This window comes from Streptomyces venezuelae ATCC 10712 (assembly GCF_008639165.1).
GTDB classification, from domain to species: Bacteria; Actinomycetota; Actinomycetes; order Streptomycetales; family Streptomycetaceae; genus Streptomyces; species Streptomyces venezuelae.
In genome coordinates this window covers 3,246,171-3,272,680 of the sequence record NZ_CP029197.1, presented here as the reverse complement: position 1 = coordinate 3,272,680, position 26,510 = coordinate 3,246,171, and the positions used below count along the sequence as shown (strand labels likewise).

Below are 26,510 nucleotides of genomic sequence, written 5' to 3'. Positions count from 1 at the left end.
AAGGGGGCGAGCGGGTGGGAGGGGACGCGCCGTCGCGGACGTCGCCCCCTCGCACCCACTCCTGACATCAGGGCTTGTGACGGTAGGTGATGACCAGCACGTCGCGCGAGGCCGGGGCGGTGGGATCGATCTGCTCGATGGGCGAGACGCCGTGGTAGACGCGCTCGTCGTTGACGAGGGCCAGGTCGAGCGGGTCGGTCAGGGAGAACTTCTCGACCGGCTGCTTGTCCAGGTTGAAGACGGTGCTCTCGCCGCCGGTGGCGTTGGAGCGGCCGATCATCGCCATCAGGACGAAGGTGACGCCGTCCCGGTGCACGCCCTCGGGCGTGGGCAGGCCGACCTCCTCGCCGTCGACCTCGATGCGGAACTGGTGGGCCTCGATGTGCCAGCCCGAGTAGGGGGCGAGGCGGCCGAAGATGTCGCAGCCGAGGGTGAGCAGGCTGTCCATGGTCCGGCCGCGCAGGTTCTGCTCCTCGAACGGCTCGTAGTGCCGGGCCACGCCGCCGTTGAGGTTGTTGTAGTCGAGGCCCTGGTAGTGCGGCTGGTGGGCCTCGACGCGGTAGTCGACGCTGGAGCGGGGCGCGCTGAGCGTGGCGTGCCGGCGGCGGCGGTAGCGGCCGCCGTCCGCCATGTAGCTGTCGAGCGGCATCCGGGACCAGCTCTCGCGGAAGGGCTCCAGGTCGTCGAGCGCGGAAGCGGAGCGCTGCAGCAGGAGCTGCTTCACCTTCTCGCCGGAGACGAGGTCGTAGCTCCGGGAGGAGAGCGCCTCGGCGATTTCCTCGACACCGGACTGGTAGGCGGGATGCGAAGAGGTCAACGAACTCATGATTCCCCCTGGTTGACATGCTGAAGGCCGTGGTCGGCGGCGATACCGATCGTGGTATTCGCGCCAGGGGCATGTCAAAGTCTTTCGGTCCTGGCCGAATTGCACGAGAGGAGGCCTCTCCTCCCTTTCCGCCGGGCGGAATTGACGGACCGGCCGGGACGCGAGGTGACGCGATGCTGGCGCCGGGCCGGGCCGGATGCTGTGATCGGTCCCATGGACCTCAGGGAACGCCTCGGCGGATACGCGGTACTGGTCACGGGCGCGGCGCGCGGCATCGGCGCGGCCACGGCACGGCGCCTCGCGGCGGAGGGCGCGCGCGTCCTGGTCACCGACGTGGACGAGGAGGCGGCGCGGAGCACGGCCGCGGAGATCCCGGGGGCGCGGTCCCGGCGCTGCGACGTCGGCGAGCAGTCCTCGGTGGACGCGGCGGTGGCGTACGCGGTGGAGGCCTTCGGCCGTCTGGACGTCCTGGTCAACAACGCCTTCGGCCCGGTGACGCCCGACCGGGAGCGCTTCGAGGACGAGCCGGACGAGGCCTTCGGCGGCCAGTACGCCCTCACGTTCATGGGCGCGGTCCGCTGCTCCCGGGCCGCGCTGCCGCACCTGGCGGCGGCCGGCGGGCGCGGGGCGATCGTGACGATCGGCTCGGTCAACGCGGAGGCGGACTTCGGCAACCACGCCTACAGCGCGGCGAAGGCGGGCCTGGCGTCGCTGACCCGCACCCTGGCGGGCGACGCGGCCCGGCGCGGGGTCCGGGTGAACCAGATCGACCCCGGCACGATCGCGACGAGGGCCTGGGCGGGCAGGGAACGCGAGCTGAGGCTGCTGTCCGAGCGCGTCTATCCCCTGGCCCGGGTCGGCACTCCCGAGGACATCGCGGCCGCCGTCGCCTTCCTGGCGTCACCGGACGCCGCGTGGATCACGGGCACCACGCTTCGGGTGGACGGCGGCCTGCTCGCGGTGAACACCCATTTCGCGGAGGTCCTGGGGGACTGAGGGCCGGCGCCCGCTTCGGCGGCGCCTGACATGTGCCAGCGGTGTACTTGCGGGCACGGGGGCGGCACGCCTAGCTTGACCGCGTGTGACACACCGCACATCACCCTGCGCGTGGTGTGATCATGGCGAGTTGAGGACCCCCGCGACCGCGCGAACGGTCCGGGGCGCGGCCAACGCTTCGAAGGAGCGTCAACGTGGGGAACCCTACCGTCCGCCCGCTCGGGCGACCGTTACGGCAGTCGGTGCCGCTGGACGGGGGCCGGCGCCCCGCCCCTACCGCCGAGGTGACGGGCTGATGCCGCCCGCGGGGACGTACCACGGGACCGCGAGACGGCCCCGGCTCTGGGCGCTGCGCCCGGACCGCAGCGGCAGCGGCACCGTCACCGAGGCCGAGTGCACCACCTGCCTCGACGGGTCGGGCGCGGCGGACGACGGCAGGGGCCCGGCCGTCTGGTGCCTTGCGCACACACAGGAGACCGGCCACACCGGCTTCCGCCGCATCCGTACGGACTTCTTCCGCGCCTCGTGCGACTGACCGGCCGAACCGCCGCGCGGGGGCTCAACCCCCGTACAGCATCAGGCCGATGCCCGCCGCCATCAGGCCCGCCGCCGCGATCCTCGGACCGCCGAAGCGTTCCTTGAACAGGACGGCCCCGATGGCCGCGCCCACGATGATCGAGGACTCCCGGAGCGCGGCGACCGGGGCCAGCGGGGCCTTCGTCTGGGCCCAGAGGACCAGGCTGTACGCCGACAGCGACAGGGCCGCCCCCAGCAGTCCCCGCCCCGCGTACGGGCGGAGCTGGCGCGGCAGCGCGCCGCGGCGGGTCCACAGGGCGTACCCGGGGATCGCCAGGCCCTGGAGGATCATCAGCCACGCGATGTACCCCAGCGGGCTGCCCGAGGCCCGGACGCCCACGCCGTCCACCACCGTGTACAGCGCGATCGACAGACCCGTCGCGCCCGCCGCGAGCAGCGCCGGCCAGTGCGGCCGGGCCCCCTTGCCCCGGATGCCCCAGACCGCGAGGCCCGTCAGACCCGCGCAGGCCACCGCGACGCCGAGCAACTGCCCCCCGTCCGGCACCTCGTCGAGGAACACCGCCGCCAGCGCGGTCACCACGAGCGGGGCCGTCCCCCGGGCGATCGGATACATCTGTCCGAAGTCGCCCAGCGTGAACGAGCGCATCAGCAGCGCCATGTAGGCGACGTGCAGCAGCGCCGAGGCCACCAGGTACGGCCAGGCGCCCGCCGCGGGCAGCGGCACGAAGAGGGCGGCGACGAGGGCGATCAGGACGCTGCCGCCGCAGATCAGGGTGAACGACAGCAGCTGGTCCTTGATGTGGTGGGCCAGCGCGTTCCAGCTCGCGTGGGTGACGGCGGCCGTCAGGACGGCCAGGGTGACGAGCGGCGTCACGCCGAGGGCTCTCGGACGTCCACCAGGGTGCCTCCGGCGTGCGCCACCAGCGACTTCGGGTCCAGTGCGAAGACCGAGTGCGGGGTGCCCGCCGCCGCCCACACCAGCGCGTGGTCGAGCAGGCCCCGGTCGGCGAGGACCCGCGTCCGGGTGCGGTGCCCGAACGGCGGGACGCCGCCGATCGCGTACCCGGTGGTCTCCCTGACCGCCTTCGCGTCCGCCCGGGTCACCTCCGCGGCGCCCAGCTCGTGCCGTACCCGCTCGACGTCCACCCGCGAGGAGCCGTCCATCAGGACGAGCACGGGTACCCCGTCGGCGGCGAAGACCAGCGACTTCACGATCTCCGACACCGCGCAGCCGATGGCCTCGGCGGCCTGCTGCGCGGTGCGGGTCTCGTCCGGGAAGCGCCGGATCTCGACGTCGAGCCCCAGCTCGGCGAGCGCGGCGGCGAACCGGGGGTGGGCGAGAGCGGCGGTGTTCTCAGCTGTCATGGGCGCACGCTAGCGGTCCATGTATGAGCCACGCGACCGACTTCCGCACCTCGGGACGGGGGCCCCGGGCCGTCACTTGGGCCCGGAACCCCGGGCCGTCACCCGGCCCCGGAACCCCGGCCCGTCACCCGGCCCCCGTCACCCGGCCTTGAGGACCTTGGCGACCACCGGGCCGGCCGCGTCGCCGCCGTGGCCGCCGGCCTGGACCACCGCCGCCGCCGCGAGGTCGCCCGAGTAGCCGGTGAACCAGCTGTTGGAGGTGGCCTGGTCGCCGACCTCGGCGGAGCCGGTCTTCGCGCCCTTGGGGGACGGCACCCCCGCCATCGCCTCGGCCGCGGTGCCGTTCGTCGCCGCCGCGTTCATCATCCGTTGCAGCCCCGAGGTGACCTCGGGGGAGAGCGGGTCGGCGGTGGCGAACGTCCGGTCGTCGAGCTCCCGCGCCACCAGGTACGGCTGGCGGAAGCCGCCGTTCTTCACGGTCGCGGAGAGCGAGGCGACGTTCAGGGCGCTCATCGTGATCTTGCCCTGGCCGATGTACGAGGCGGCGGTCTCGCCGCCCTCCGACGGGGGCACGCTGCCGTCCCTCGCGGGGACGCCGACCTGCCAGTTGAGGCCGATGCCGAAGGAGCGGCGGGCGGTCTCGCCGAGCTCGGTGTCCTCGATGTTCTGCTTGCTGAGCGGGCCGATCGCCTTGATGAAGGCGGTGTTGCAGGACCGGCGGAAGGAGTCGGTCAGCGTGCCGTTGTCGATCTTGAACTTCTCCAGGTTCTGGAAGGTGACGCCCTTCCAGGAGACGGTGGGCGGGCACTCGACGCGGCTGCCGGGGGTCGCCAGACCGTGCTGCATCATCATCGTCGCCGTGACGATCTTCATGGTCGAGCCGGGGGCCTGGGCCCCGCTCAGGGCCGTGTTGAACTCGGTCGCCGGGTTGTTGGCGATCGCCCGTATCGCTCCCGTCGACGGCTCGACCGCCGCCACCGACGCGTTCCCGAACGCCTTGACCGCCTTCTCGGCCGCCGCCTGCACGTCCGCGTCGATGGTCGTCTTCAGAGTGCCGGGCCTGCCCTTCGACAGGACCAGGAGCGTGGTGTCGGGGACGGCCTCGCTGCCCGAGTCGATCCAGGTCTCGACCCCGTTGGAGCCGCCGACCTTGGAGCCGTACCGCTTGCGCAGCTCGGCCAGGACCGCCCCGAGCGAGGGGTACTTCTCCGCCGTCAGCTCGACACCGTCGCGGTCGACCGCCTTGATCGCGGCGCTCTTCGAGGCGCCCGTGCGCAGGGTGGCGCTCGCGGTGAGCTTGGGGTGGAGCACCGAGGGCTGCCACTTCACTAGCGCCCGGCCGGTGCTCTGCCCGCGCACCACGGTCAGCTCCGAGGCGTACGACAGGTCCTTGGTGACGCCCTCGTACGAGATCGTCGCCTTCACGGTGAACGGCACCGTCGTCCCGACCGCCGCCCCCGGCGTGATGACCGCCCCGGTGACCTTCGCGCCCTCCCGGTAGGCGAGGACCGCGGGTCCCGCCGACACCGGGTCGTTCGTCAACTGCGCCGCCCTGTCGGTCTCCCCGGCGGCCCAGGCGGCCAGGAAGTCCCGCGCGGTGGTGGTGACCTCCTCGCCCGTGACGGGCCCGGTTCTGGGCGCGTCGGCGGACTTGGCACCCGTCGACGTGTCGCCGCCGGTGACTCCGCTGTACAGGTTGTACCCCCCGTACGCGACGCCCCCGGCCACGACGACGAACACGCTCCCGACGATCGCGACCTTGACTCCACTGCGCATGGCTGCGCTCCCCTCCCCGTGTGGACCCAAGAGTCAAGCAGCCGTCACATGCGTGTGTCGAGCACCGTTCGACCATTCCGTCACACGGCCCCCAGAGGTCCCCGGGGTCAGACCCAGGTGTCGAGCCACATCCGGTTGCGCCATTGGTCGAGCGGAATGGGCGTGCCCGTGTAGATCGGCCAGAAGTAGATGAAGTTGTAGCTTCCGCCTCAAGTAGGTCGCTGACCAGGGATTTTGCTCCTGTGGCGCTAGCGCTTACTCCACCTGGGCCGTCTGTGGGCCGTAGTCGGCGTTACGAGGGTGTGCCCAGCACGTCCCGTGTGACGCGGGTAAAGGCATGCCAAACGGCCTTTGTATCTCTGAATTTTGCGTCCACCTGGATCTTGTGTGCGTCGATGGCTTCCTGGTCGCCGCTGTCGAGGGTCCCCCTAAACGTGCTCAGGCTGCGGGAGAACGGCTGTGTGGTCGCAACGATGTCTTGAGCTGCGCGAATCAGCTCATTTGGGCCCCAGAGGGGTGGCTTGGCGCATGTGGCCGCTAGCCCTACGAACGCCTGGTGGAGTTCTGAGAGTTGTTCGTTCGAAGGGCTGTTGCCCAGTGAGACTCGGGCTAGGCAGTTGGCGGAGGTGGTCATGAACGGCACCCAAGCGGTTGCTATGTCATCACACGCTTGCCTTCGCTGCTCGCGAACCCAGTGCTCATGCTCAACGGAGGCTTGCTGTGAAACCTGTACTTGGACGGCTTCAATCGTCTTCTGCGCCCCTATGCGCGCGCCGTAGGCGGTAGCAAGACCGCCTAGGCCAGCTCCCACAAGCCCAGCAATACCCGCGAATGCTGCAGCGACTCCTTGATCCATACGGCAATCTTGCTTGCTGGAGCAGCGATTGTCAGTCGGATGTGTGATCGGTGTTCGAGCGGTACAGCGCCTCGACGGCATTCCTGGTCCGGCCCTCGCTGCTCGGCATGAGGTGCGTGTACGTGCGCAGTGTGAACCCCGGGTCGGCGTGGCCGAGGTACTGGCTCAGGGCCCGGATGTTCTCTCCGGCGTCCAGGAGCACGGAGGCGTAGAAGTGCCTCAGCGCGTGCATCCCGTGCTCCGGCGCCGACGCGTACCGCTCGCCTTCCTCCGGCTCCGGGATGATGCCCACCGCGGCGAGGGCTGGCTTCCACATGAAGTCGTTGAAGTGGCTCACCCGGATGTGGCCGCCGGCCGACCCGGTGAAGATGAGCGACTTCGTCACGAGCGGCCCGTCAGGGGTCCGCCAGGGGAGCGTGATCCTGACGGGCGGGTACTTCTCCGAGTGCGCCTTGAGCGCGGCCGCCACGGACGGGGGGAGGGGAACGTCGCGCACCTTGCCGCCCTTCGGCAGGGCGAAGACGAACTTGCCCCGGATGCGCTTGAGCTGATGCTCCACGGAGAGCCAGCCGCCGTCGTGGTCCACCTCATCCTCGGAGAGGCCGAAGACTTCACCCTGCCGCAGTCCGCATCCGCCGGCGGCGTCCACGGTGGCCCTCAGGTGCTCCGGCAGGGCAGCCCGCACGCCGAACACCTGCTTCGCCGTCCAGGGGACGACGCGGGTGTGACTGGGCTTCGGGATCTGGATGGACTTCGCCTTGCACGGGTTCTTGGAGATGAGCCCGTCGTCCAGGGCCGCGCTGAACGCGGCGGAGACGGTGCCGAAGACGATCCGGCGGTGCGAGGCGGCGGGCACGCTCGACTCCAACTCGCCGAGCCACGTGCGGATGTGGCCGGGCTGGAAGGACGCGAGCGGCCTGGTCCCGATGTACGGGAACGCGTGTAGGCGGAGCCGCCGCTCGGCCGCCTCGCGGCTGTTCACCTCCGTGGTGTGCGTCGCGACCCACTTCTCCGCGAACTGCCGGAAGGTGACGCGGCCCGCCCGGGGGTCGACGTACTGCCCCCGCGCCATGTCGGCGGCCGTCTCGATCAGCCACAGCTCGGCGAGGCGCTTCTGCTTGTCGGGGAAGCTCTTGGACTTCTCGGTGCCGTCGGGACCGACGTACCGGGCCCGGTAGCGCATCCCCGTGCCGTAGCGGTCGCTCTTTACTCGGCGGGGCGTGCCGTCGGCGCCGGTCTCGGTCTTGTACCAGCGGTCCTGGATGTGGCCGGCCATGTGGGCTTATTCCTCTCGGTTGGTGGTGTTGCCTGGCCCCAGGGAGGGAGGCATGAAGGTGCCGTGGAAGCGGCTGTGGAGGGGTCTCGGGGCGGCGGGGAGGGTGCCTCCCTGCCTCCCTGGGTGAGGGTTTGGGCAGGTCACCGGCAGGGAGGTGAGCCAGGGAGGCAGCCAGGGAGTTCTCCCTGCTTCCCTGGCGCCTCCCTGCCCGTGACGCGGGCGTGACGGCGTCACGGGTAGCGGGGAGGGGGCTCTACCTCCCGCTCGGCCGGCGGGTCAGGCGGCGTCGGTGGCTTCCTGGTGCTGGACCCAGGTGCGGACGGCGGCGGGGTCGTAGCGGACGTGGCGGCCGACGCGGAAGCCAGGCGGGCCGGTGCGCTGCTTGCGCCAGTGATAGACGGTCTCGATGGGGACGGAGAACATCGCGGCGATGTCCTCGGGGGTGAGGTAGCGGTCCGGGAGTCCGGCGCGCAGGGTCTCGATGGGCTTGCTGGCCATGGGGTGGGGTGACTCCTCGTGTCCGTCGCGGGGCGGGGTGGGAGTGGTGCCGGTGGCCGTCCTAGAGATTGGGTGTATCGCAGCGTCCGCAGCGCCCCAGCGTCCGCACGGCTGCATCTGTGCAGGTCAGGGGCGGTGAGAGGTGTGGACCCTAGGGTGGACGCTGGACGGCTGTAGCGTCCACAGCTTCCTGCCGTGTCCGGGCCGCTGGTGGGCGGCCCGGTCCGGCATCGTCAGTCCAGGTCAGGGACCGTGTGGCCTTGTCCGATGGGGGCCACGTTGGGCCAGAAAGGGTCCGTCGGCGGGGCGGACGCTGCGGACGCTGACTCGTCGGGGGGGTCGGTCCGGGTCAGTACGAGGAGCTTGTGGCGGTGCCGGTCCCGGCTACGTTGCGTGTCGTCCACGGTGATCCCGACGGTGCGCAGGAGCGGGGCGAGCCGCCGGACCTTCCCACCGGCGCGGGTGGCGTCCTTGGGCCAGGTGGGCGGCCGGATGCCGCCCGGGGGCTGGACGTGCTCCAGGAGCTGCGCGGCGGTGCCGGTCCAGGTGCCGCACTGCTCGACCAGGGCGACGACGGCGGAGCCGAACGGGTCGCCCTCCAGGGCGTCTCCGGCGACGTTCGCGGACGTGGCCAGGTAGTCGTCCAGGGTCGTCCAGCCCATGACCTGGTCGACGGCCGCGAGTACCCGGGCGAAGTCCGCCATGCGCGGCATCGTCTCCAGCTTCACGTTCGGCAGTACCGCCAGCACCGTGGCCAGCAGATCGAACAGCGACCCGAGGACGGCCGGGCGGACCGCTTCGAAGGCGGTGTCCAGCTCTTCCTCGGTGCGGCGCCGGTCGGGGTCGATCAACTGGAGTTCGAGCATCAACAGCCGCTCGGCGAGGTCTCCGGCGAACGCTCCCGCATCGATCGTGGTCATCGAGAGCACCCGGCGGAAGGAGAGCACCACGACGTCGTCGTCGGTGTAAAGGGCCCGGTCCACGATCCCGTCGCCCGTCACGGCCTTGCACAGCGTGTCCGACAGCCACGGGGGGATGGAGGAGACGTTGTCCAGGCACAGGGCCCAGGAGTTGAACGCCTGTGTCGACCACGCCTTGACGTCCCGCGGCTGCGAACGCTTCGCGGCCGGGGAGGGGTCGACCAGGTTGACCACCATCTGCGCGGTCTTCGACTTCCCCGTGCCCTGCTCGCCCTTGAACGTGATCACCGGGTGAGGGATGTTCGGCATCCACGCCGCGACCAGCCACGCCACGAGCTGCCGGAACGCGGACTCGTCCATGTTGAACAGGCTGTGCAGCATGCTCAGCCCGTCGCCCAGAAGGGCCGGTGCGGGCATGGGCGCCATGGCGCCGGAGCGGCGGAAGAGGACCGGGGAGCGGTCCACGACGCGCCAGCCGCCGGCCGACACGGTCACCGCGCGGCCGTCGGCGGCGCCGAGGTCGACCACGATCGTTCCGGTCTCATCCTGACCGACCCGCAGGTGCACCGGCACCGGGTCGTCGTCCTCCGCAATGCCCTCCAGCACGGTCATGGCGTCCGCCAGCGCGGACTGCGAGGCCACGTCCCCGTCGAAGGTCTCGGCGTACAGGCGGGCCAGGCGCTGGCGTACGCCGGACCGGCCGCGCAGGGGGAGGGCGATGTTCGGGCCGTCGATCGCGACCGCGTAGGGGCGGCCGTCGGTCGACATGACGAACCGGTACCGCTCCCGCGCCAGCTGCACGAGCCGCACGGCGGCCGACGGCTTCTTGCCCCCGTCGTCGACCGGCGGGCGCTTGTTCACGGATCCCCTTCCGGTGTTCATGGCGGACTGTCCGGTGTTCAGGGGCGCCGGGTCGGTCGACCCGTCGGGGTCGATAGGTCGGGCGGTTCCGTTCACCGGCTTGGTGGTGCTGTTCACGCGCTCACCCCTCGATCGGTCGACTGCTCACAGGTGTTCATCCGGGCCGTACGCCGCCGGTGGTCGAGCCGACCGACCCGCACGCGACGCTCGGCCGGTTCACGGCGTTTCGCCTGGTCAGGGGTCGACCGTGCGGCCGATGAACGGGCGTGAACGATCCGCGCGAGCATCAGCCAGTCGACCCTGTCCGGGCCCAACTCGACCGGCTCCGAGCCGGCCGACTGGTCGGGCATGGAGGACGTGGGGTCGGTCGGGTCGCCGGTCGGCTGAACACCGGTGAACGCGGGGTCGGTCGACCAGACCAGCAGCAGGGCGAGCGACAGGAACAGTCGGTCGGCCTTGATGTGGTTGCAGGGCTGGCAGGCGAGCACGAGGGCGTTCGCGGACCACGTCCGGTAGAGCGAGATCGGTACGACGTGGTCCATCGTCGCCTCCCGCAGGTCGCGGAAGCGGTGCCGGCAGTAGGCGCACCGCCGGCCGTCGCGGGCCGCGAGCTGCGCCTTGCGGCTGCGACGGCGGGCGGCGTTGAGCCGTGGAGTGGCGTGCAGGCTCACCCGGTCACCCCGGAGACGTCGACCAGGTCGAGCACGGTCCGCAGCGCGGCAGACAGGGAGCCCAGGTGCATGGCCATGGCGGTCGGGCTCGCCGTGCCGAGGTCGAGGTTCTCGACCCGGTTCAGCGCGTCCCTGGCGGCCGCCAGCAGCACGGGCGGGACGGGCACCACGGCGGGCGCCTGCGGGGCGAGCTCCTTGGGGCGCAGGGCGGGCCACAGGTCCCACACGGTCGTCCCGAGGACGCGGGCGACGGCGTGGGCGTGACGGGCGTAGGGGCGCCGTCCGGGCTCGTTCACCCAGCGCTCCACGGTCTTGGGGTCGACTTGGAGCTGTTCGGCGAGCTCGGCGTACGTCAGATCGGCCTCGACGATGGCCGCCGCCAGCCGCAGGTTCCCCTCGGCCGGCATCGAGGCGGGGAGGTTCATGGGGGACTCGGGCGCGATCGTCACAGCGCCACCCCCTCGGCCACGCCGAGGTGCCCGGTCAGTCGCGTCACCATGGACTCCAGCTCCGCGATCCGCTCGCGCAGGCTCTTCGCGGTCGCGGACTCCCGGGACTCGCGGGGCGAGGAAAAGCCCAGCTCCTCCGGCGTCACGCGGTAGATCGCGCACAGCAGGGACTGGTACGTCTTGCCGGGCCGTGTCAGGCCGTGCTCCCAGCGGGACAGGTACACCTTCAGGGACGGCTCGGCGGCGATCTGCCAGTTCCAGGACTCGGCCAGCAGGGTCAGGGCCCGTACGGCCTTCTCCTGCGACCAGCCCCGGGCCACCCGGGCCCGCCCCAGCGGCGTATCGGCCGACCGTAAGGTGCTCGGCTGCTCAGGTGCCATAACCTCCGGCACCACGGTGTTCTCGGGCATCATGGGAGTACCCCTTCGTGGGTCGGGGAGCGGCTATCTGCTTGGCGGTAGGGAGCCGCTCCCTGCTTCGTCCTAGGTCACTGACCAGGACGTTTCCATGCCTCAGCCCCCATGCAGGGAGCCGTACCCGCTTCGATCGATCCGACCGGCGGGCACATCCCTAAGGTTCCCTAGGGCACCCTAGGGTGTCAAGCGGTACGCTATGGAACGCATCCAATGAGCAAGGGAGTTGACGTGGTGTCGGATCAGGTCGGCCATCGGGCGCCGTACGCACGGATCGCCGCGCACTACGAGGAACTGATCACGTCCGGCCAGCTGCAACCGGGCGAGCTGCTGCCCAGCATCAAGACCCTCTCCCAGGAGTGGAACGTCAGCACCGCGACCGCCGAGAAGGCGCTCCGGAAGCTCCGCACCGACGGGCTCGTCCGGGGAATCCACGGCATCGGAACCGAGGTGATCGACCGCCCCGCGCCCATGTCCTCCGGCGCGCAGCGCCAGGACCGGGGCCGCCGGAGCGGGTCGAGTTGGGGAGCGGGCGAACGATCCGACTCCCACGAAGCGGCAGTGGTACCGGCGCCGACCGGCGTGGCGCAGGTGCTCGACATCGCGCCGGGCGCAGATGTGATCCGGCGGCGCCGCGTCTACCGCGACCGGCACGGCATCGTCGCGCACTCCACGTCGTGGATCCCGGTGCAGTACGGGAAGCTTGTCCCCCAGCTGGCAGAGAGCGAGCGACTGTCCGGTGGAACGTCCCTCCAGCTCATCGCCCAGGCCACGGGGCTGCCGATCACCCGCCGAATCGACACGGCATCGGCCCGACTCCTGACGCCGGCGGACGCGGAGCTCCTGGAGCTGGACCCCGCAAACCCGCCCGCGGAACCGGTGGTCGTGATGACCGCGAAGTTCGTCGACAGCGGGGACCACGTCGTGGAGTACGGCGTGGACCTCGGCGGCCCCGGCCGGACGTGGCTCACGGAATCGGAGCTCGCGCAGTGACGGCGGACCAGGCCACGGGGCCCTTCTGCGTGCTCATGGCGGGGCTTCCGGGGTCGGGCAAGACGACGCTCTCCCGCGCGCTCACGGCTCGCGGGTTCGTCCGGCTGTGTCCCGACGAGGAGATGTTCCGCCGGCACGGCGTGTACGGCGTCGACTTCCCGCGGGGCACGTTCCCGACCCTGGAGCGCCCAGTGCTCGACGAGATCGCCGTGGAGCTCGGCGAGCAACTCCGGGTCGGCCGCAACGTGGTGGTCGACCACGGATTCTGGACCCCTGAGGACCGCGCCCGGTGGATGGCGATCGCCACGAACGCCGGCGCCCTGCCGCTGCTCGTCTACCTGGAAGCGAGTCACGAGGAACTCTGGTCGCGGGTGAGCCAGAGAAACGCCCAGCACGAAGCCGATCCGAACTCGATCTATTTCTCGGAGAACGACCTTGCCCGCTACCGGGCCCGGTTCGTCCCTCCCGAGGCTGGGGAGCCTCACATCCTCTACAGCGGTGACCCCGATTCAGTGCTGAAAGCGCTTGAAGGCGCTGGACTGAAAACTGAGTGCTAGACGCTAGACCCCAGGTCAGGATCCCATTCGACTGCTAGCGCCCCTGCTAGACCTAGCGGCAACGGCTGCTAGATCTAGCAGGGGCGCTGTGGTGTCAGGAGGCGTCAAGCGCAGGTGCCAGGGCAGTGTCGCGCGGGGGTGTCAGAGTGCGTGACACCCGCGTTCGCCTAAGGGTTTGGGTGTTACGGGCCTTGACGGTGTCACGGTGTCAGGGCGGTGTCGTCGCGAAGCGGGAGGGATAGAAGGGGCGCCCACGGGCGCGGGTCCTTTGGCAGCTCGTTCCGCTCGCGCTGCGGAACCCTCCCTCGGGGCGCGGGCGGCCGGCGCGGTGCGGCTTGTCGCTTGTCTTGTCGTCCAGGTCTGAAGATGGCGCCCGAACGGGGCAACCGGGCCGTTGACCAGGGATGCGACAAGCGACAAGACAAGCGACAAGACAAGCGACAAGACAAGCGACAAGACAAGCGGTGAGGGTCATGCTTGGCGGTGCCGCCGCCGGAACAACAAGAGGAGCACGCCCCGCCCGGGTGCTCCTCTTGCTGGTGCGAGGACGCGGCGGTCAGGACGGGCGCGGTCATGACGAACGCGTGACGCGAGCGGGTCAGCGTCCGCAGCGTCCGGCGGCCGCCCACCGCTAAGAGCGCTTTGACCTGGGGCGATGCTCTTAGAGGGGGAGAGATCTTGCGGACGCTGCGGACGCTGGCGGACGCTATACATTTTGTTTAGCGTCCGCACGGAAACCGCAGGTCAGGAGCGGGACGGAAAGGACTGTGGACGCTGCGGACGCTGTTTTCTCTCAACTCTCCAGGACGAGAGGGAGAGGCTTTTCAGGAGCGCGGCGGCCGAAGGTGCGCACCGCCGCCCCGCCCCTCTGAAAAGCTCTCCCGAAGCTCCATGCAGCCGCAGACGCCCGGAGGGCTCAGGCCGTCTGCGGGAGCCGCCGCAGCGGGCACGGAAGAGACCACGCCGCGCGGCTGGCCGGTGGCCTCTTCTGCCCGGAGGCGACGCGCGGCAGGCGCGTTCAAGCGGGCCCCAGGACGGCGGTGGGCGCCCGAGGGCCGTCCGCCCGAAGGGCGGTCCTTCTAGCTCTTCCCCGACGACCGGCGATAGCGGCCCACCGACCGGCCCGCCCCCGGCGAATGCCCGTTTCTGCCTGACGGAGAGGGCGGCTGCTAACAGCTAACGCGCTGCTCGTAGCCGGTTCGAGCCGCTAGCAGGGTCGCTAACGTTAGCGGGCGCCGCCGCTATGACTTGGGGCCAACGCGGGGCCGTCTGTGGGCCGTCTGAGGGCCGCCATTGGCCGCCAACAGCCACCGACAACGACCAAGAGGGCGCGACCGGCGGTCGCGCCCTCTTCGTGCAATTCCCCTGCTAGACCCAGGTGTCGAGCCACATCCGGTTGCGCCATTGGTCGAGGGGAATGGGCGTGCCCGTGTAGATCGGCCAGAAGTAGATGAAATTCCAGACGATGAGCAGAACGACGCAGCCCGCCGCCACGGCGCCGAATGTACGGCGCCTTTCCGAGGAACCCGCCGGGCCGACGATCGCGCCCAGCATCATCGCCACCGCCAGACACAGGAACGGGACGAACACCACCGCGTAGAAAAGGAAGATCGTGCGTTCCTGGTAGAGGAACCACGGGACCCAGCCGGCCGCGATGCCGCAGGCGATCGCGCCCGCCCGCCAGTCCCGGCGGAACGCCCACCGCCACAGGACGTAGAGGATCGCGAGGCAGGCCGCCCACCAGAGCAGCGGGGTGCCGAGCGCCAGGACCTCCGCGGCGCACTTCTCCCGGGTGCCGGCCGGGCAGCCGCCGGTGCCGGGCGCGGGGGACTCGTAGAAGTAGGAGACCGGGCGGCCGAGGACGATCCACGACCAGGGGTTCGACTCGTAGGTGTGGGGCGAGGTCAGGCCGACGTGGAAGGTGTACACCTCGGACTCGTAGTGCCAGAGGCTGCGCAGCCACTGCGGCAGCCAGCCCCAGGTCCCGCCGCCGCCCACCTTGTCCTGGTCGGCCGCCCAGTTCCGGAAGTAGCCCTTGTCGCTGACGATCCAGCCGGTCCAGGTCACCAGATAGGTCGCGATCGCCACCGGCACCACCGACACGAACGCCGGGACCAGGTCCTTCCTGATGACCGCGAGGTACGGCCGGACCGCGCCCGCCGTCCGGCGCCCGCCGACGTCCCACAGCACCGTCATCAGGCCGAAGCCCACCATGACGTACAGCCCGTTCCACTTGGTCGCCGCCGCCAGGCCCAGCATCACGCCGGCCGCGATCCGCCACGGCCGCCAGCCGAGCCGCAGGGACTCCGCGACCTCCGCGTCGGGCCGCAGCACGCCCTCCTCGTCCTCCGGGAGCGCGGCCGCGATCCGCTTCCGGGTCCGGTCGCGGTCCAGGACCAGACAGCCGAAGGACGCCAGGACGAAGAACATCAGCACCTGGTCGAGGAGCGCGGTGCGGCTCATCACGAAGTGCAGCCCGTCGACGGCCAGCAGCAGACCCGCCAGGCAGCCCAGGAACGTCGAGCGGAACAGCCGCCGGCCGATCCGGCACAGCATCAGCACCGACAGAGTGCCGAGCAGCGCCACCATGAAGCGCCAGCCGAACGGCTCGAAGCCGAACATCTTCTCGCCGAGGCCGATCATCCACTTGCCCATCGGCGGGTGGACGACGTACCCGGGATCGGTGGGGACCAGCACCGCGCCCGGGTCGGACAGGATCGTCTTGTCGATGTCCTTCGGCCACGCCCCCTCGTACCCCTGGTTGATCAGGGCCCAGGAGTCCTTGGCGTAGTACGTCTCGTCGAATATCACCGCGCGCGGCTTGCCCAGGTTCCAGAACCTGAGCAGCCCCGCGACCGCCGTGACCAGGAGCGGACCGCCCCAGGCCATGAGCCGCCACAGCCGCTCGGCCCGCTCGGGGCCGATGCCGAGGAGCGACATCACCCGCGCGGACGGGCGGACGTACGGGGGCACGAGCCGCTCCCGCAGCCCGATGGGTGCGGCGCTCGCGGCGGGCGGCGCATAGCCGAAACGCCGCAGCCGCTTCTGCCACGAAGAGGGCTCTGCCACGGTCTCTGCCATGGGGCGCTGGCCCTCCAGGGCCTCGGGTGCGGTACTGGTCACCGCGCCATCGTAGGGAACGCGCCTGTGCGCGTCGCCTGTCCGGGCTGGGAGGATGGTCCGTGTGACAGGAACGCTGGTACTCGCAGGGACCCCCATCGGTGACATCGCGGACGCTCCGCCCCGACTCGCCACCGAACTGGAGAACGCGGACATCGTGGCCGCCGAGGACACCCGGAGGCTGCGCGGTCTGACCCGCGCCCTGGGCATCCACACGAGCGGCCGGGTCGTCTCCTACTTCGAGGGGAACGAGTCCGCCCGTACGCCGGAACTCGTCGAAGCCCTCGTCGGCGGCGCCCGGGTGCTGCTCGTGACCGACGCGGGCATGCCGTCCGTGTCCGACCCCGGCTACCGGCTGGTCGCCGCCGCCGTCGAGCAGGACATCAAGGTCACGGCCGTCCCGGGGCCGTCCGCCGTGCTCACCGCCCTCGCCCTCTCCGGCCTGCCCGTGGACCGCTTCTGCTTCGAGGGCTTCCTGCCCCGGAAGGCGGGCGAGCGCCTGGGCCGGCTCCGTGAGGTCGCCGACGAGCGCCGCACCCTCGTCTACTTCGAGGCCCCGCACCGGCTCGACGACACCCTGGCCGCGATGGCCGAGGTCTTCGGCGCCGAGCGGCGCGCCGCCGTCTGCCGCGAACTGACCAAGACGTACGAGGAGGTCAAGCGCGGCCCGCTGGCCGAGCTCGCGGCCTGGGCGGCCGAGGGCGTGCGCGGCGAGATCACCGTCGTCGTCGAGGGCGCCCCGGAGACCGGCCCCGCCGAACTCGACGCCGAGGAGCTGGTGCGCAGGGTGCGGGTGCGCGAGGAGGCGGGCGAGCGGCGCAAGGAGGCGATCGCCGCCGTCGCGGCCGACGCGGGGCTTCCCAAGCGCGAGGTGTTCGATGCCGTGGTGGCGGCAAAGAATGCGGCCGTTTCGAGCCACGGAAACGGTAAAGGACTAATCTGAAAGGCAAAGCCGAACCCGGCGCCGGGACTCTTCACAGGGCCTTTGGCAAGGGAAGAGCCAAAAGCCTTCCATGGTTCGTCCCGTGCTGATGCGCTCCGGCCGGAAAAGGCGTCCACTGATCAGTGGAGAGGAGCTGGCATGACCGAGATCACCGGCACCGGCATATCCGTCGCCCATGAGGCGTACGCCTTCGCCTGCATGCGCTGTGGATACGGCTGGGAGCAGGCGTACGACATCGAGCACCACGTCGACGCCGCCGGCCACGCGTTCGTCGTCTACAAGGCCGAGGGGGAGCGGGTTCCGTCCCCGCTGTCCAGCCCCACCTGCATGAACTGCGGCGCCCACGTGGTCCGCATCATGCGCGCGGGGCAGGTGTCGTCGGTGCTCGACCTGATCGCCGCGACGGAGAAGCACCGCAGCGGCGCGAGGCCGACCAAGCCCGTCTCGCCCGCCGGCCCCATCGGACAGGAGCTGACCGAGGACGGCCCCGAGAGCCCGCCCGTGCCCCACCACTGGCACCTGTCCGACCTCCTGCACCCCTTCCGCCGCCGCCAGTGACCCCCGAGCGCCGGCCCTCATGACCCTCGTACGATCGGGGGCATGAGTGCCAAGGACGCCCCGCCGCCGCTGCCCGAACCCCTCCTCGTGGAGGTCGCGGACTCGCACACCCACCTGGACCTCCAGTCCGGGACCGTCGAGGAGGCGCTGGTCAAGGCGGCCGCGGTCGGAGTGACCACGGTCGTGCAGGTCGGCTGTGACGTGAAGGGCTCCCAGTGGGCCGCGGAGACCGCCGCCGCCCACGAGCACGTCCACGCCGCCGTCGCCCTGCACCCCAACGAAGCGCCCAGGATCGTGCTGGGGGATCCGGACGGCTGGTCCCGTCAGGGCGCCCGCGAGGGCGGCGGTGACGCCGCCCTCGACGACGCGCTCACCGAGATCGACCGCCTCGCCGCCCTCCCGTACGTCCGGGGCGTCGGCGAGACCGGCCTCGACTTCTTCCGCACGGGACCCGAGGGCATCGCCGCGCAGGAGCGTTCCTTCCGCGCCCACATCGAGATCGCCAAGCGGCACGGCAAGGCCCTCGTCATCCACGACCGGGAGGCCCACGCCGACGTGCTGCGCGTCCTCGACGAGGAGGGCGCCCCCGAGCGGACCGTCTTCCACTGCTACTCCGGCGACGCCGCCATGGCCGAGATCTGCGCCGCCAAGGGCTACTACATGTCCTTCGCGGGCAACGTCACCTTCAAGAACGCCCAGCACCTGCGGGACGCCCTCGCCGTCGCCCCGCTGGAACTCGTCCTCGTCGAGACCGACGCGCCCTTCCTCACCCCGGCGCCCTACCGGGGCCGCCCCAACGCCCCGTACCTGATCCCCGTCACCCTCCGCGCGATGGCGGAGGTGCGCGGGATCGGGGAGAACGAGATGGCCGAGGCGATCGCGGTGAACACGGCCCGCGCCTTCGATTACTGATCCATAACGGTTACGTGTCGTAGCCGGATCGGCGCACCGCGTGAGGACGGCCCCGGTAGGGTCCCGGCCTCGTGAGCACTTCCCAGGGCAGTCACCGCGCCGGACGACGGGCCGCGGCCCTGCCCGTGCACGACCAGCCGACCCAGGAGGCGCCCCTCGTGGCGCCCGGGCTCGTCCCCGAACAGGGCACCCGCGCCGGGTCCCGCGCCGGGGCCCGGCGGGCCGCCCGCCGCCGCAAGGCCTCCGGGCCCGCCGGGGAAGGCCTGCGCAGGCTCGTCCCGCAGGCCCTCGTCGTCGCCTTCCTCGCCGGCGGCACCAGCGCCTTCGTCGCCGACGACAAGGCCGTCCGGCTCTCCGTCGACGGCGTCCCGCGGACCCTGCACACCTTCGCCGACGACGTCGACGAGCTGCTCGCCGACGAGGGCCTGGCCGTCGGCTCGCACGACATCGTCGCCCCCGCCCCCGCCGAGGCCCTGGCCAGCGGGGACGAGATCGTCGTCCGGTACGGGCGGCCCGTCGCCCTCACCCTCGACGGGCAGCGCCGCCAGGTCTGGACGACCGCCCGCACCGTCGAAGGGGCGCTGCGCCAGCTCGGGGTCCGCGCGGAGGGCGCGTACCTCTCGGTCTCCCGGGGCGCCGCCATCTCCCGGCAGGGCCTCGCGCTCGACGTGCGGACCGAGCGGACGGTCACCTTCCTCGCCGACGGCCGGGAGCGGACCGTCCGGACCAACGCCGCCACCGTCCGCGAGGCCCTCACCGAGGCCGGGATCACCCTCTCCGGGCAGGACGCCACCTCCGTCGCCCCCGACTCCTTCCCGCGCGACGGGCAGACCGTGAACGTGCTGCGGATCACCGGCTCCCGGCAGGTGCGGGAGGAAGCCATCCCGTACACCGTGGAGAAGGTCCGCGACCCGGAGCTGTTCGCCGGCTCCGAGGTCGTCGAACGGCAGGGCGTCACCGGTGTCCGCCGCGTCACGTACAGCCTGCGCACGGTCAACGGCGTCCGGCAGAAGCCCCGCAGGACCGCCGAGGAGATCGTCCGCGAGCCCGTCAGCCGCCGGGTCAGGGTCGGCACCCGGCCGCTGCCCACCTCCGTCGCCGGCGCCGACGGCCTCGACTGGGGCGCGCTCGCCGCCTGCGAGTCCGGCGGCCGTCCGAACGCCGTCGACCCCTCGGGGACGTACGGCGGGCTCTACCAGTTCGACCCCGGCACCTGGCGCTCCCTCGGCGGCAGCGGCACCGCGCAGAACGCCCCCGCCGCCGAGCAGACCTTCCGCGCGAAGAAGCTGTACGTGCAGCGGGGCGCGAGCCCCTGGCCCCACTGCGGGCGCCGGCTGTTCCGCTGAGCACGACGGGCACGGGGCCGGGCCGGTGCCGGCCGGGCCGTACCGGTGAGACCGTGAGTCGTTGGGGGCGCCCCACCGGCGGCCCGTAGGCTGTACCGGTGAGCACCACCACCGGCCCCGAAAGCCCCGACGCCCTCCTCGGCCCCGCCGACATCCGTGAGCTGGCCGCCGCCCTCGGCGTGCGCCCCACGAAGCAGAAGGGCCAGAACTTCGTCATCGACGCCAACACCGTCCGGCGGATCGTCCGCACGGCCGAGGTACGGCCCGACGACGTCGTCGTGGAGGTGGGACCCGGTCTCGGCTCCCTCACCCTGGCCCTCCTGGAGGCCGCGGACCGCGTGACGGCCGTCGAGATCGACGACGTGCTCGCGGCCGCGCTGCCCTCGACGATCGCCGCCCGGATGCCCGCCCGCGCCGACCGCTTCGCGCTCGTGCACTCCGACGCGATGCACGTCGAGGAGCTGCCCGGTCCGCCGCCGACCGCGCTCGTCGCCAACCTGCCGTACAACGTCGCCGTGCCCGTCCTGCTGCACATGCTGGAGCGCTTCCCCAGCATCGAGCGGACCCTCGTCATGGTCCAGGCCGAGGTCGCCGACCGGCTCGCCGCCAAGCCCGGGAACAAGGTGTACGGCGTCCCCTCCGTCAAGGCCAACTGGTACGCGGAGGTCAAGCGCGCCGGGGCCATCGGCCGCAACGTCTTCTGGCCCGCGCCGAACGTCGACTCCGGTCTCGTCTCGCTGGTCCGCCGCGCCGAGCCGCTCGCGACCACCGCCACCCGGCAGGAGGTCTTCGCGGTCGTCGACGCGGCCTTCGCACAGCGCCGCAAGACCCTGCGCGCGGCCCTCGCGACCTGGGCGGGCTCGCCCGCCGCGGCCGAGGAGGCCCTGGTGAAGGCCGGGATCTCGCCGCAGGCGCGCGGCGAGGGACTGACCGTGGAGGAGTTCGCGCGGATCGCGGAGGCGAAGCAGAAGTGAGTGCTCCCGGCAGCGTCACCGTACGGGTCCCCGCCAAGGTCAACGTCCAGCTGGCGGTCGGCGCGGCCCGACCCGACGGCTTCCACGACCTGGCCAACGTCTTCCTCGCCGTCTCCCTGTACGACGAGGTGACCGCCACCCCCGCCGCCGGACTGACGATCACCTGCGAGGGCCCGGACGCCGACAAGGTGCCGCTCGACCGCACCAACCTCGCCGCGCGGGCCGCCGAGCTGCTCGCCGCCCGGCACGGCGTCTCCCCGGACGTGCACCTGCACATCAGGAAGGACATCCCCGTCGCCGGCGGCATGGCCGGCGGCAGCGCGGACGGCGCGGGCGCCCTGCTCGCGTGCGACGCGCTGTGGGGCCTGGACACGCCCCGCGAGGTGCTCCTGGAGATCTGCGCGGAACTCGGCTCCGACGTGCCGTTCAGCCTGGTCGGCGGGGCGGCGCTCGGCACCGGACGCGGCGAGAGGCTGACGGAGCTCCCGGTCGGCGGCGGCTTCCACTGGGTGTTCGCCGCCGCCGACGGCGGCCTGTCGACGCCCGCCGTGTACGGCGAGTTCGACCGTCTCACCGAGGGCGTCGAGGTGCCCGAGCCGGCCGCCTCCCCGCTCCTCCTGGACGCCCTGCGCACCGGCGACACGACCGCGCTCGCGGCCGCCCTGGCCAACGACCTCCAGGCCGCGGCGCTCTCCCTGCGCCCGTCGCTCGCCGCGACCCTCGCGGCGGGCACGGACGCCGGCGCGCTCGCGGCCCTGGTCTCCGGCTCGGGCCCGACGACGGCGTTCCTGGTGAAGGACGCGGAGACGGCGGCGGCCGTCGCCGCCGCCCTGACCGCCTCGGGCACCTGCCGCACGGCCCGCACGGCGACCTCCCCGGCACCGGGCGCGACGGTTCTCTAGCGCTTGTTCTTGGTGATGCGGGCCAGGAGGAGGTTCGGGTCCGGGTCCTGCGCGTTGAAGAAGGCCGCGCTGTTCACGTAGACGGTCTTGGCGCGGACCGCGACGGACGTCGGGTTGTCGAGGCCGTCCGCGCCGGTGAGCACGGTCTTGTGCGTGCCGTCGGGCCGTACGAGCTCCAGCTTGTCGACCTGGTTCAGCGCGGCGAGGACCGTGTCGCCGTGCCCGGTGAAGGCGAAGTCGTCGATCCCGGTGAGCCCGGTCGACCGGGTCTCGACCGGGCCGGCCGCGCGGTCGGGGCCAGGCCCGACCGGGATGCGCAGCAGCGTCGCACGGGCGCTGTTGGACACCCAGACGGCACCCTCGTGGACCTTGATGCCGTTGGCGCCGAACGGGATCTCCGCGGTGGGTTCCAGCGCGGCCCCGGAGGCCCAGACGGTGGGGTCGCCCCCGTCCAGCGGCACGCTCCACACGACTCCCCGCGCCGAGTCGGCGGAGTACAGGGTGGCGCACTTCTCGTCGAGGGCGAGGCCGTTGGGGAAGCTGTCGGCGGGCAGTTGCGCGATCTGCTCGGGCGCGCCGCCGCCGGGACCGATGCGCCAGATGCCGGTCTCGGCGGTGCCGGTGGCGTAGGCGACGTACAGCGTGCCGTCGTGGGCGCGGGCGATGCCGAGGACGACGGCCCCGCCGACGGGCGTCTGCGCGTCCGGCACCTCGGGCAGCGTGGCGAGGATCGTCGTGACGCCCTCCTTGGTGACGCGGGCCACCTGACGGGCGAAGACGAAGGTGATGTCGGCGGAGCCGTCGGGTTCGAGGGCGATGTTCTCCGCGTTCTGCCCGGCGGCGAAGTCGAAGTGGGCGACGACACGGGGGTCGGACACGGTCGGATCGCCGGCCGTCGCGGGTCCGGCGGCGACGACGGCGAGGGCGGCGGTCGCGGCGGCGACGGCCTCCAGGCGTGGGTGTCTCGGCACGGGGTTCTCCTTCGAAGGGCGGGGTGGCGGGGGTGATGACCTGAGGAGAACATGACGGGTCGTCAGCGACGAGGTCCGGCAGCCGGGGCCGGAGGGTCGCCCGCGTGGCCGACCGCATGGGGCCGGTTGGCAGTGGGCGCGGGCGGGCGTCGGGGGCATGGCGGACGGGGCGGGCGCGGTGGGTACTCACCGGGCGGTTGAGTATCCGCACCCTGTCGTACGTCCGGCCCGGCGCGGGACCGTACGGCCATGGGAATCAGCGCTCGCGAACTCGCCGCCGCCACGCCCGCGACGCGGGACCGGTACGTCGACCTGCTCCGGGTCGCCTCGCTCGCCGTCGTGCTGCTCGGGCACTGGCTGATGGCGGCCGTCACCGCCGACGGGCAGGTCGGCAACCTGCTCGCCGTCGTCCCCGGACTCCAGGTGGTGACCTGGGCGTTCCAGGTGATGCCGGTGTTCTTCTTCGTCGGCGGCTTCTCGCACGCCCTCGCCCATCGGTCCCGCCCCCGGTACGCGGCCTTCCTGCGGGCCCGGCTCCAGCGGCTGCTGCGGCCGACGATGGTGTTCGTGGGGGTCTGGGGCGCCGCCGCGCTGGTGCTCCAGCTGTCCGGCGCGGACGGGGGGCTCACCGGCGTCGCGCTGCGGCTCGTCACCCAGCCGCTCTGGTTCATCGGGATCTACCTGGCGATGGTCGCCTTCACCCCGCCGCTGCTGCGGCTGCACGAACGATGGGGGTGGGGCGCGTTCGCCGCGCTCGCCGGCGGCGCGGTCGCGGTGGACATGCTGCGGTTCGCGGCGGACGTGCCGTTCGTCGAGTTCCTGAACTTCGCGTTCGTCTGGCTCGCGGTCCACCAGCTGGGCTTCCTGCGCGCCGACGGCATGATCCGCCGCCCGGCCCTCCTCGCCGGCGCGGGCCTGCTCGGCGCGACGGCGCTCGTCGCCCTCGGGCCGTACCCGCTGTCCATGGTGGGCATGCCCGGCGAGAAGGTCTCCAACATGGCGCCGCCGACCCTGGCCCTGCTCTGCCACGGCCTGTGGCTGGTCGGCGCCGTCGAGCTGCTCAGGGGCCCCGGGGCCCGGTTCGTCGCCCGCGCCGGGGTGTGGCGGGCGGTGGTCGCCGCCAACGGGGTCGCGATGACCGCCTTCCTCTGGCACCTGACGGCGATGCTCGGGGTGTACGGGGTGATGCTCGGCCTCGGTGCGGAGCTGCCGGCCCCGGCGACGGCCGCCTGGTGGGCCCAGGTCCCCGTCCGCTTCCTCGCCGCGGGGCTCCTCACGGCGCTCCTCGTGGCCGTCTTCCGCCGCTTCGAGGCCCCCGTCCCGCCCGCCCCGGCCTCCGACGCGGGCGGCCCCGTCGCGGCCGCCGGCATCACCCTCGCCCTGCTCGGCGTCCTCGGTCTCTCCCTCACCGGTTTCGGCGGCCTGCTGACCGGCCACGCGGCCACCCTGATCGCCGTCCCGGTCACGGCCCCGGCGGCCGTCGCCATGGCCCTCGTGGGCTGGCTGCTCGTCGAACGGGCGGGCCGCACGGCCGGGCGCGACTGACCAGCAGTCAGGACCATTGACCTGTCAGGCCTTTGACGCCCCGGCGCGGGGTCCGCGCCGGGCGCCTCCCGGCGTACGCCTACGCTGGGGGCCGCCGCGAGGCGACCGCGAAGGACGACGAATCGGAGCGTGACAGGTGACGGGGGCGAACGGCACGGAGCTGGTCGGCACGACTCTGGGCGGCCGCTACCGGGTCACCGCGACCATCGGTCGCGGCGGCATGGGTGTGGTCGCCAGAGCCGTGGACCAGGTCCTGAACCGTGAGGTCGCCGTGAAGGTCCTGCGCGCCTACAGCGACGCCTCCGCCGAGGAACTGGCCGCCTTGCGGGTCCGGATGCGGCGGGAGGCGCAGGCCGCCGCCCGGATCCGGCACGGCGGCGTCGTCACCGTGCACGACGTCGTCGAGGAACGCGGGCTGCCCGTCATCGTCATGGAGCTGGTCGACGGACCCTCCCTCGACCAGGTCCTCACGGAACGCGGCCCGCTTGACCCGCGCGAGGTGGCCGCGATCGGCGCCGAACTGATGGACGCCCTGGACGCGGCGCACCGGGCCGGGGTCCTGCACCGGGACGTCAAGCCGGGGAACGTGCTCCTGGAGCGCGGCGGGCGCGGCGGGACGGGCTGGGGGAGGGTCGTCCTCACCGACTTCGGCATCGCCAGCATGGACGCCGCCGGCGACGAGGCCGTGGCCAAGCTGACCCAGAGCGGTCAGATCGTCGGCTCCCTCGACTACCTGCCGCCGGAGCGCGCGCAGGGACAGCAGCCGGGGGCCGCCTCGGACATCTGGGCGCTCGGCATGACGCTGTACGCGGCCGTGGAGGGCGCGTCGGCGTTCCGCCGCACCTCGGTCTGGTCCACGCTCGCCGCCATCGTCGGCGAACCGCTCCCCGAGCCCCGCCGGGCGGGCCCCCTCGCGCCGGTCCTGCGCGCCCTGATGGCCAAGGACCCGAACCAGCGCCCCGACGCCTCCCAGGCCCGAGCCCTGCTGGCCGCGATAGCCACCAGCACCACGCCCCCCGCCACCCCACACCAGCCCGCACCCTCGGTCCAGGCCCAGGCCCCACACCATGCCGCACCCTCGGCCCAAGCCCAGGCCCCACACCAGGCCGCACCCTCGGCCCAAGCCCCGGCCCCACACCAGGTCGCGCCCTCGGCCCAAGCCCCGGCCCCACACCAGGTCGCGCCCTCGGGCCAGGTCCCGGCCTCGGGCCAGGTCCCGGCCTCGGGCCAGGTCCCGGCCTCGGGCCAGGTCGCGCCCTCGGGCCAGGTCCCGGCCTCGGGCCAGGTCCCGGCCTCGGGGCAGGTCCCGGCCCCGGGCCAGGTCCCAGCCCCCGGCCCGGGCCCCTTCCCCGGCTCCAGCTACGCCGCCCCCGCCGCCTTCAGCCAGGCGCAGCCGCCGACGCCCGCGTACGGTCAGGCCCCCGCCCCGGCCCCCGGCCAGCCGCACGTGGCCGGTGCCAACCATGGGTATCCGCAAGCGCAGGCGCAGGCGCAGCCGCAGCCGCAGCCGTTCGGTGTGGCCGGTGGGGCTCGGACCGAGAGCGTGCCCGTGCGGCGGCGCCGGACCCGTACCGTCCTCGCCGCCGCGGCCGCCGTCGTGATCGCCGGGGGCGGCGTCGGCTACGCCGTGATGGCGTCGGGCGGCGACGAGGGCGGCGGCGGCACCGCGCTGCCCGCCGCGAGCGCGTCGGCCGGCGGCGACCGTTCCGACAAGGGCGGCGGCCCGACCGCCCCGGGGGACCTGACGTCCATGGACCCCCAGGAGACCCCGACCGCCCCGCCGTCGAAGGCGACGGACGGCCCCGGCAAGCGGCCCACGGCGACGCCGGGAGCCACCGGCGCCGCTCCGGGAGCGAAGCCGTCCACGGTGAAGCCCGGCGCACCGGCCGTGACCCCGTCCGCCTCCGCGAAGCCGACGCCCGGCTCCACGGCGAAGGAACCGACCCCCGTCCCGACGGCGTGCACCGGCTGGGCCCACTCGAACCGCAGCGACGGCTACGGGCGGATGACGCAGAACTCCCACCTCTACGCCGGGCCGTACGCGGAGTGCTCCGCCTCGACCGCGATCAAGTCCGGGGTGAAGGTCTACTACCACTGCTACGTCACCAACGCCTACGGCAACAAGTGGATCTACGGCCGCATCGAGGGCACGAAGACCGAGGGCTGGCTGTTCAGCGAGAAGTCCAGCCTGGACAGCGGTTCGCTCGTCCGCTGCTAGCGGCGGTCACCGCAGGCCGTCGCACCG

At 72.4% G+C, this 26,510-nt stretch carries 24 protein-coding genes; 12 read left to right on the top strand and 12 right to left on the bottom strand.

Translation table 11 applies throughout. The features are described from left to right. Positions 1-67 precede the first annotated feature (67 nt). Positions 68-826, bottom strand: a complete 759-nt coding sequence (locus DEJ43_RS14885; protein WP_015034193.1) for a 2OG-Fe dioxygenase family protein — start codon at positions 824-826, stop codon at positions 68-70. 213 nt (positions 827-1,039) lie between these two features. Here DEJ43_RS14885 and DEJ43_RS14880 point away from each other — a divergent pair, with 213 nt between their 5' ends. Both DEJ43_RS14880 and DEJ43_RS14875 read left to right on the top strand, forming a co-directional pair. Next, positions 1,040-1,822 (top strand): SDR family NAD(P)-dependent oxidoreductase, encoded by a 783-nt coding sequence (locus DEJ43_RS14880; RefSeq protein ID WP_015034192.1) that lies wholly within the window; start codon positions 1,040-1,042, stop codon positions 1,820-1,822. A 295-nt stretch (positions 1,823-2,117) separates the two neighbouring features. After that, on the top strand, positions 2,118-2,357 hold the full coding sequence (locus DEJ43_RS14875) for a DUF7848 domain-containing protein (RefSeq protein WP_015034190.1): 240 nt from the start codon (positions 2,118-2,120) through the stop codon (positions 2,355-2,357). Between the two features lie 24 nt (positions 2,358-2,381). Here DEJ43_RS14875 and DEJ43_RS14870 read toward each other — a convergent pair whose 3' ends face one another. The 9 genes from DEJ43_RS14870 to DEJ43_RS14830 form a co-directional block, all read right to left on the bottom strand. Further along, positions 2,382-3,233, bottom strand: a complete 852-nt coding sequence (locus DEJ43_RS14870; RefSeq protein WP_015034189.1) for a DMT family transporter — start codon at positions 3,231-3,233, stop codon at positions 2,382-2,384. After that, entirely contained in the window at positions 3,230-3,724 is a 495-nt protein-coding gene (locus DEJ43_RS14865) for a YbaK/EbsC family protein (RefSeq protein WP_015034188.1), read from the bottom strand. The genes DEJ43_RS14870 and DEJ43_RS14865 overlap by 4 nt, the downstream gene beginning before the upstream one ends. A 138-nt stretch (positions 3,725-3,862) precedes the next feature. After that, a complete protein-coding gene (locus DEJ43_RS14860; protein ID WP_015034187.1) occupies positions 3,863-5,500 on the bottom strand; it encodes a penicillin-binding transpeptidase domain-containing protein in 1,638 nt (545 codons plus the stop codon). Between the two features lie 887 nt (positions 5,501-6,387). After that, the gene (locus tag DEJ43_RS14855) at positions 6,388-7,632 is read right to left on the bottom strand and encodes a tyrosine-type recombinase/integrase (RefSeq protein ID WP_015034184.1); all 1,245 of its coding nucleotides are present in this window, start codon (positions 7,630-7,632) and stop codon (positions 6,388-6,390) included. Positions 7,633-7,908: 276 nt separating this feature from the next. Beyond that, positions 7,909-8,130: a helix-turn-helix transcriptional regulator gene (locus tag DEJ43_RS14850; protein WP_041662494.1), complete on the bottom strand. Its 222-nt coding sequence runs from the start codon at positions 8,128-8,130 to the stop codon at positions 7,909-7,911. Positions 8,131-8,363: 233 nt separating this feature from the next. Continuing rightward, positions 8,364-10,028 (bottom strand): hypothetical protein, encoded by a 1,665-nt coding sequence (locus DEJ43_RS14845; protein ID WP_015034182.1) that lies wholly within the window; start codon positions 10,026-10,028, stop codon positions 8,364-8,366. Then, positions 10,025-10,582 carry an HNH endonuclease gene (locus DEJ43_RS14840; RefSeq protein WP_015034181.1) on the bottom strand — a complete coding sequence of 186 codons (558 nt, stop codon included), beginning with the start codon at positions 10,580-10,582 and terminating at the stop codon, positions 10,025-10,027. The genes DEJ43_RS14845 and DEJ43_RS14840 overlap by 4 nt, the downstream gene beginning before the upstream one ends. Beyond that, positions 10,579-11,031 (bottom strand): helix-turn-helix domain-containing protein, encoded by a 453-nt coding sequence (locus DEJ43_RS14835; protein WP_015034180.1) that lies wholly within the window; start codon positions 11,029-11,031, stop codon positions 10,579-10,581. Before DEJ43_RS14835 ends, DEJ43_RS14840 begins: the two co-directional genes overlap by 4 nt. Further along, positions 11,028-11,444 carry a hypothetical protein gene (locus DEJ43_RS14830; protein WP_015034179.1) on the bottom strand — a complete coding sequence of 139 codons (417 nt, stop codon included), beginning with the start codon at positions 11,442-11,444 and terminating at the stop codon, positions 11,028-11,030. The genes DEJ43_RS14835 and DEJ43_RS14830 overlap by 4 nt, the downstream gene beginning before the upstream one ends. A 213-nt stretch (positions 11,445-11,657) precedes the next feature. Here DEJ43_RS14830 and DEJ43_RS14825 point away from each other — a divergent pair, with 213 nt between their 5' ends. Together DEJ43_RS14825 and DEJ43_RS14820 are read left to right on the top strand one after the other, a co-directional pair. Continuing rightward, on the top strand, positions 11,658-12,437 hold the full coding sequence (locus DEJ43_RS14825) for a GntR family transcriptional regulator (RefSeq protein WP_015034178.1): 780 nt from the start codon (positions 11,658-11,660) through the stop codon (positions 12,435-12,437). Continuing rightward, positions 12,434-12,994 (top strand): P-loop nucleotide/nucleoside kinase family protein, encoded by a 561-nt coding sequence (locus tag DEJ43_RS14820; protein ID WP_015034177.1) that lies wholly within the window; start codon positions 12,434-12,436, stop codon positions 12,992-12,994. The genes DEJ43_RS14825 and DEJ43_RS14820 overlap by 4 nt, the downstream gene beginning before the upstream one ends. Before the next feature lie 1,368 nt (positions 12,995-14,362). On the opposite strand, the gene DEJ43_RS14815 is transcribed toward DEJ43_RS14820, so the two are convergent. Next, complete coding sequence (locus DEJ43_RS14815) at positions 14,363-16,117, bottom strand: dolichyl-phosphate-mannose--protein mannosyltransferase (protein ID WP_041662493.1); 1,755 nt, start codon at positions 16,115-16,117, stop codon at positions 14,363-14,365. Positions 16,118-16,169: 52 nt separating this feature from the next. Here DEJ43_RS14815 and rsmI point away from each other — a divergent pair, with 52 nt between their 5' ends. The 6 genes from rsmI to DEJ43_RS14785 all read left to right on the top strand — a co-directional run bounded on the left by rsmI (position 16,170) and on the right by DEJ43_RS14785 (position 21,749). Continuing rightward, the gene (gene rsmI / locus DEJ43_RS14810; protein WP_181399472.1) at positions 16,170-17,057 is read left to right on the top strand and encodes a 16S rRNA (cytidine(1402)-2'-O)-methyltransferase; all 888 of its coding nucleotides are present in this window, start codon (positions 16,170-16,172) and stop codon (positions 17,055-17,057) included. A 138-nt stretch (positions 17,058-17,195) separates the two neighbouring features. Then, positions 17,196-17,615 carry a hypothetical protein gene (locus tag DEJ43_RS14805; RefSeq protein WP_015034174.1) on the top strand — a complete coding sequence of 140 codons (420 nt, stop codon included), beginning with the start codon at positions 17,196-17,198 and terminating at the stop codon, positions 17,613-17,615. A gap of 42 nt (positions 17,616-17,657) precedes the next feature. After that, positions 17,658-18,527: a TatD family hydrolase gene (locus DEJ43_RS14800; RefSeq protein ID WP_015034173.1), complete on the top strand. Its 870-nt coding sequence runs from the start codon at positions 17,658-17,660 to the stop codon at positions 18,525-18,527. Positions 18,528-18,598: 71 nt separating this feature from the next. After that, on the top strand, positions 18,599-19,873 hold the full coding sequence (locus DEJ43_RS14795; RefSeq protein ID WP_015034172.1) for a resuscitation-promoting factor: 1,275 nt from the start codon (positions 18,599-18,601) through the stop codon (positions 19,871-19,873). Between the two features lie 98 nt (positions 19,874-19,971). Next, positions 19,972-20,847 carry a 16S rRNA (adenine(1518)-N(6)/adenine(1519)-N(6))-dimethyltransferase RsmA gene (rsmA, locus tag DEJ43_RS14790; protein WP_015034171.1) on the top strand — a complete coding sequence of 292 codons (876 nt, stop codon included), beginning with the start codon at positions 19,972-19,974 and terminating at the stop codon, positions 20,845-20,847. Then, positions 20,844-21,749, top strand: coding sequence for a 4-(cytidine 5'-diphospho)-2-C-methyl-D-erythritol kinase (locus DEJ43_RS14785; RefSeq protein WP_015034170.1), 906 nt, complete (start codon positions 20,844-20,846; stop codon positions 21,747-21,749). Before rsmA ends, DEJ43_RS14785 begins: the two co-directional genes overlap by 4 nt. Here DEJ43_RS14785 and DEJ43_RS14780 read toward each other — a convergent pair. Further along, a complete protein-coding gene (locus tag DEJ43_RS14780) occupies positions 21,746-22,720 on the bottom strand; it encodes a hypothetical protein (protein ID WP_041662492.1) in 975 nt (324 codons plus the stop codon). The two genes, DEJ43_RS14785 and DEJ43_RS14780, sit on opposite strands and share 4 nt — an antisense overlap. 249 nt (positions 22,721-22,969) lie before the next feature. Here DEJ43_RS14780 and DEJ43_RS14775 point away from each other — a divergent pair, with 249 nt between their 5' ends. Both DEJ43_RS14775 and DEJ43_RS37780 read left to right on the top strand, forming a co-directional pair. Continuing rightward, positions 22,970-24,265 (top strand): acyltransferase family protein, encoded by a 1,296-nt coding sequence (locus DEJ43_RS14775; RefSeq protein WP_015034168.1) that lies wholly within the window; start codon positions 22,970-22,972, stop codon positions 24,263-24,265. A gap of 220 nt (positions 24,266-24,485) precedes the next feature. After that, on the top strand, positions 24,486-26,483 hold the full coding sequence (locus DEJ43_RS37780) for a serine/threonine-protein kinase (protein WP_086024688.1): 1,998 nt from the start codon (positions 24,486-24,488) through the stop codon (positions 26,481-26,483). The last annotated feature ends 27 nt before the right edge of the window (positions 26,484-26,510 follow it).

Excerpts from the sequence above, each read along its gene's own strand:
- DEJ43_RS14775 (WP_015034168.1), top strand. The coding sequence starts at position 22,970 with ATGGGAATCAGCGCTCGCGAACTCGCCGCCGCCACGCCCGCGACGCGG.
- DEJ43_RS14880 (WP_015034192.1), top strand. The coding sequence starts at position 1,040 with ATGGACCTCAGGGAACGCCTCGGCGGATACGCGGTACTGGTCACGGGC.
- DEJ43_RS14825 (WP_015034178.1), top strand. The coding sequence starts at position 11,658 with ATGAGCAAGGGAGTTGACGTGGTGTCGGATCAGGTCGGCCATCGGGCG.
- DEJ43_RS14885 (WP_015034193.1), bottom strand. The coding sequence starts at position 826 with ATGAGTTCGTTGACCTCTTCGCATCCCGCCTACCAGTCCGGTGTCGAG.
- DEJ43_RS14850 (WP_041662494.1), bottom strand. The coding sequence starts at position 8,130 with ATGGCCAGCAAGCCCATCGAGACCCTGCGCGCCGGACTCCCGGACCGC.
- rsmI (WP_181399472.1), top strand. The coding sequence starts at position 16,170 with ATGGTCCGTGTGACAGGAACGCTGGTACTCGCAGGGACCCCCATCGGT.
- DEJ43_RS14855 (WP_015034184.1), bottom strand. The coding sequence starts at position 7,632 with ATGGCCGGCCACATCCAGGACCGCTGGTACAAGACCGAGACCGGCGCC.
- DEJ43_RS14860 (WP_015034187.1), bottom strand. The coding sequence starts at position 5,500 with ATGCGCAGTGGAGTCAAGGTCGCGATCGTCGGGAGCGTGTTCGTCGTC.
- DEJ43_RS37780 (WP_086024688.1), top strand. The coding sequence starts at position 24,486 with ATGGGTGTGGTCGCCAGAGCCGTGGACCAGGTCCTGAACCGTGAGGTC.
- DEJ43_RS14805 (WP_015034174.1), top strand. The coding sequence starts at position 17,196 with ATGACCGAGATCACCGGCACCGGCATATCCGTCGCCCATGAGGCGTAC.
- DEJ43_RS14800 (WP_015034173.1), top strand. The coding sequence starts at position 17,658 with ATGAGTGCCAAGGACGCCCCGCCGCCGCTGCCCGAACCCCTCCTCGTG.
- DEJ43_RS14875 (WP_015034190.1), top strand. The coding sequence starts at position 2,118 with ATGCCGCCCGCGGGGACGTACCACGGGACCGCGAGACGGCCCCGGCTC.
- DEJ43_RS14830 (WP_015034179.1), bottom strand. The coding sequence starts at position 11,444 with ATGATGCCCGAGAACACCGTGGTGCCGGAGGTTATGGCACCTGAGCAG.
- DEJ43_RS14865 (WP_015034188.1), bottom strand. The coding sequence starts at position 3,724 with ATGACAGCTGAGAACACCGCCGCTCTCGCCCACCCCCGGTTCGCCGCC.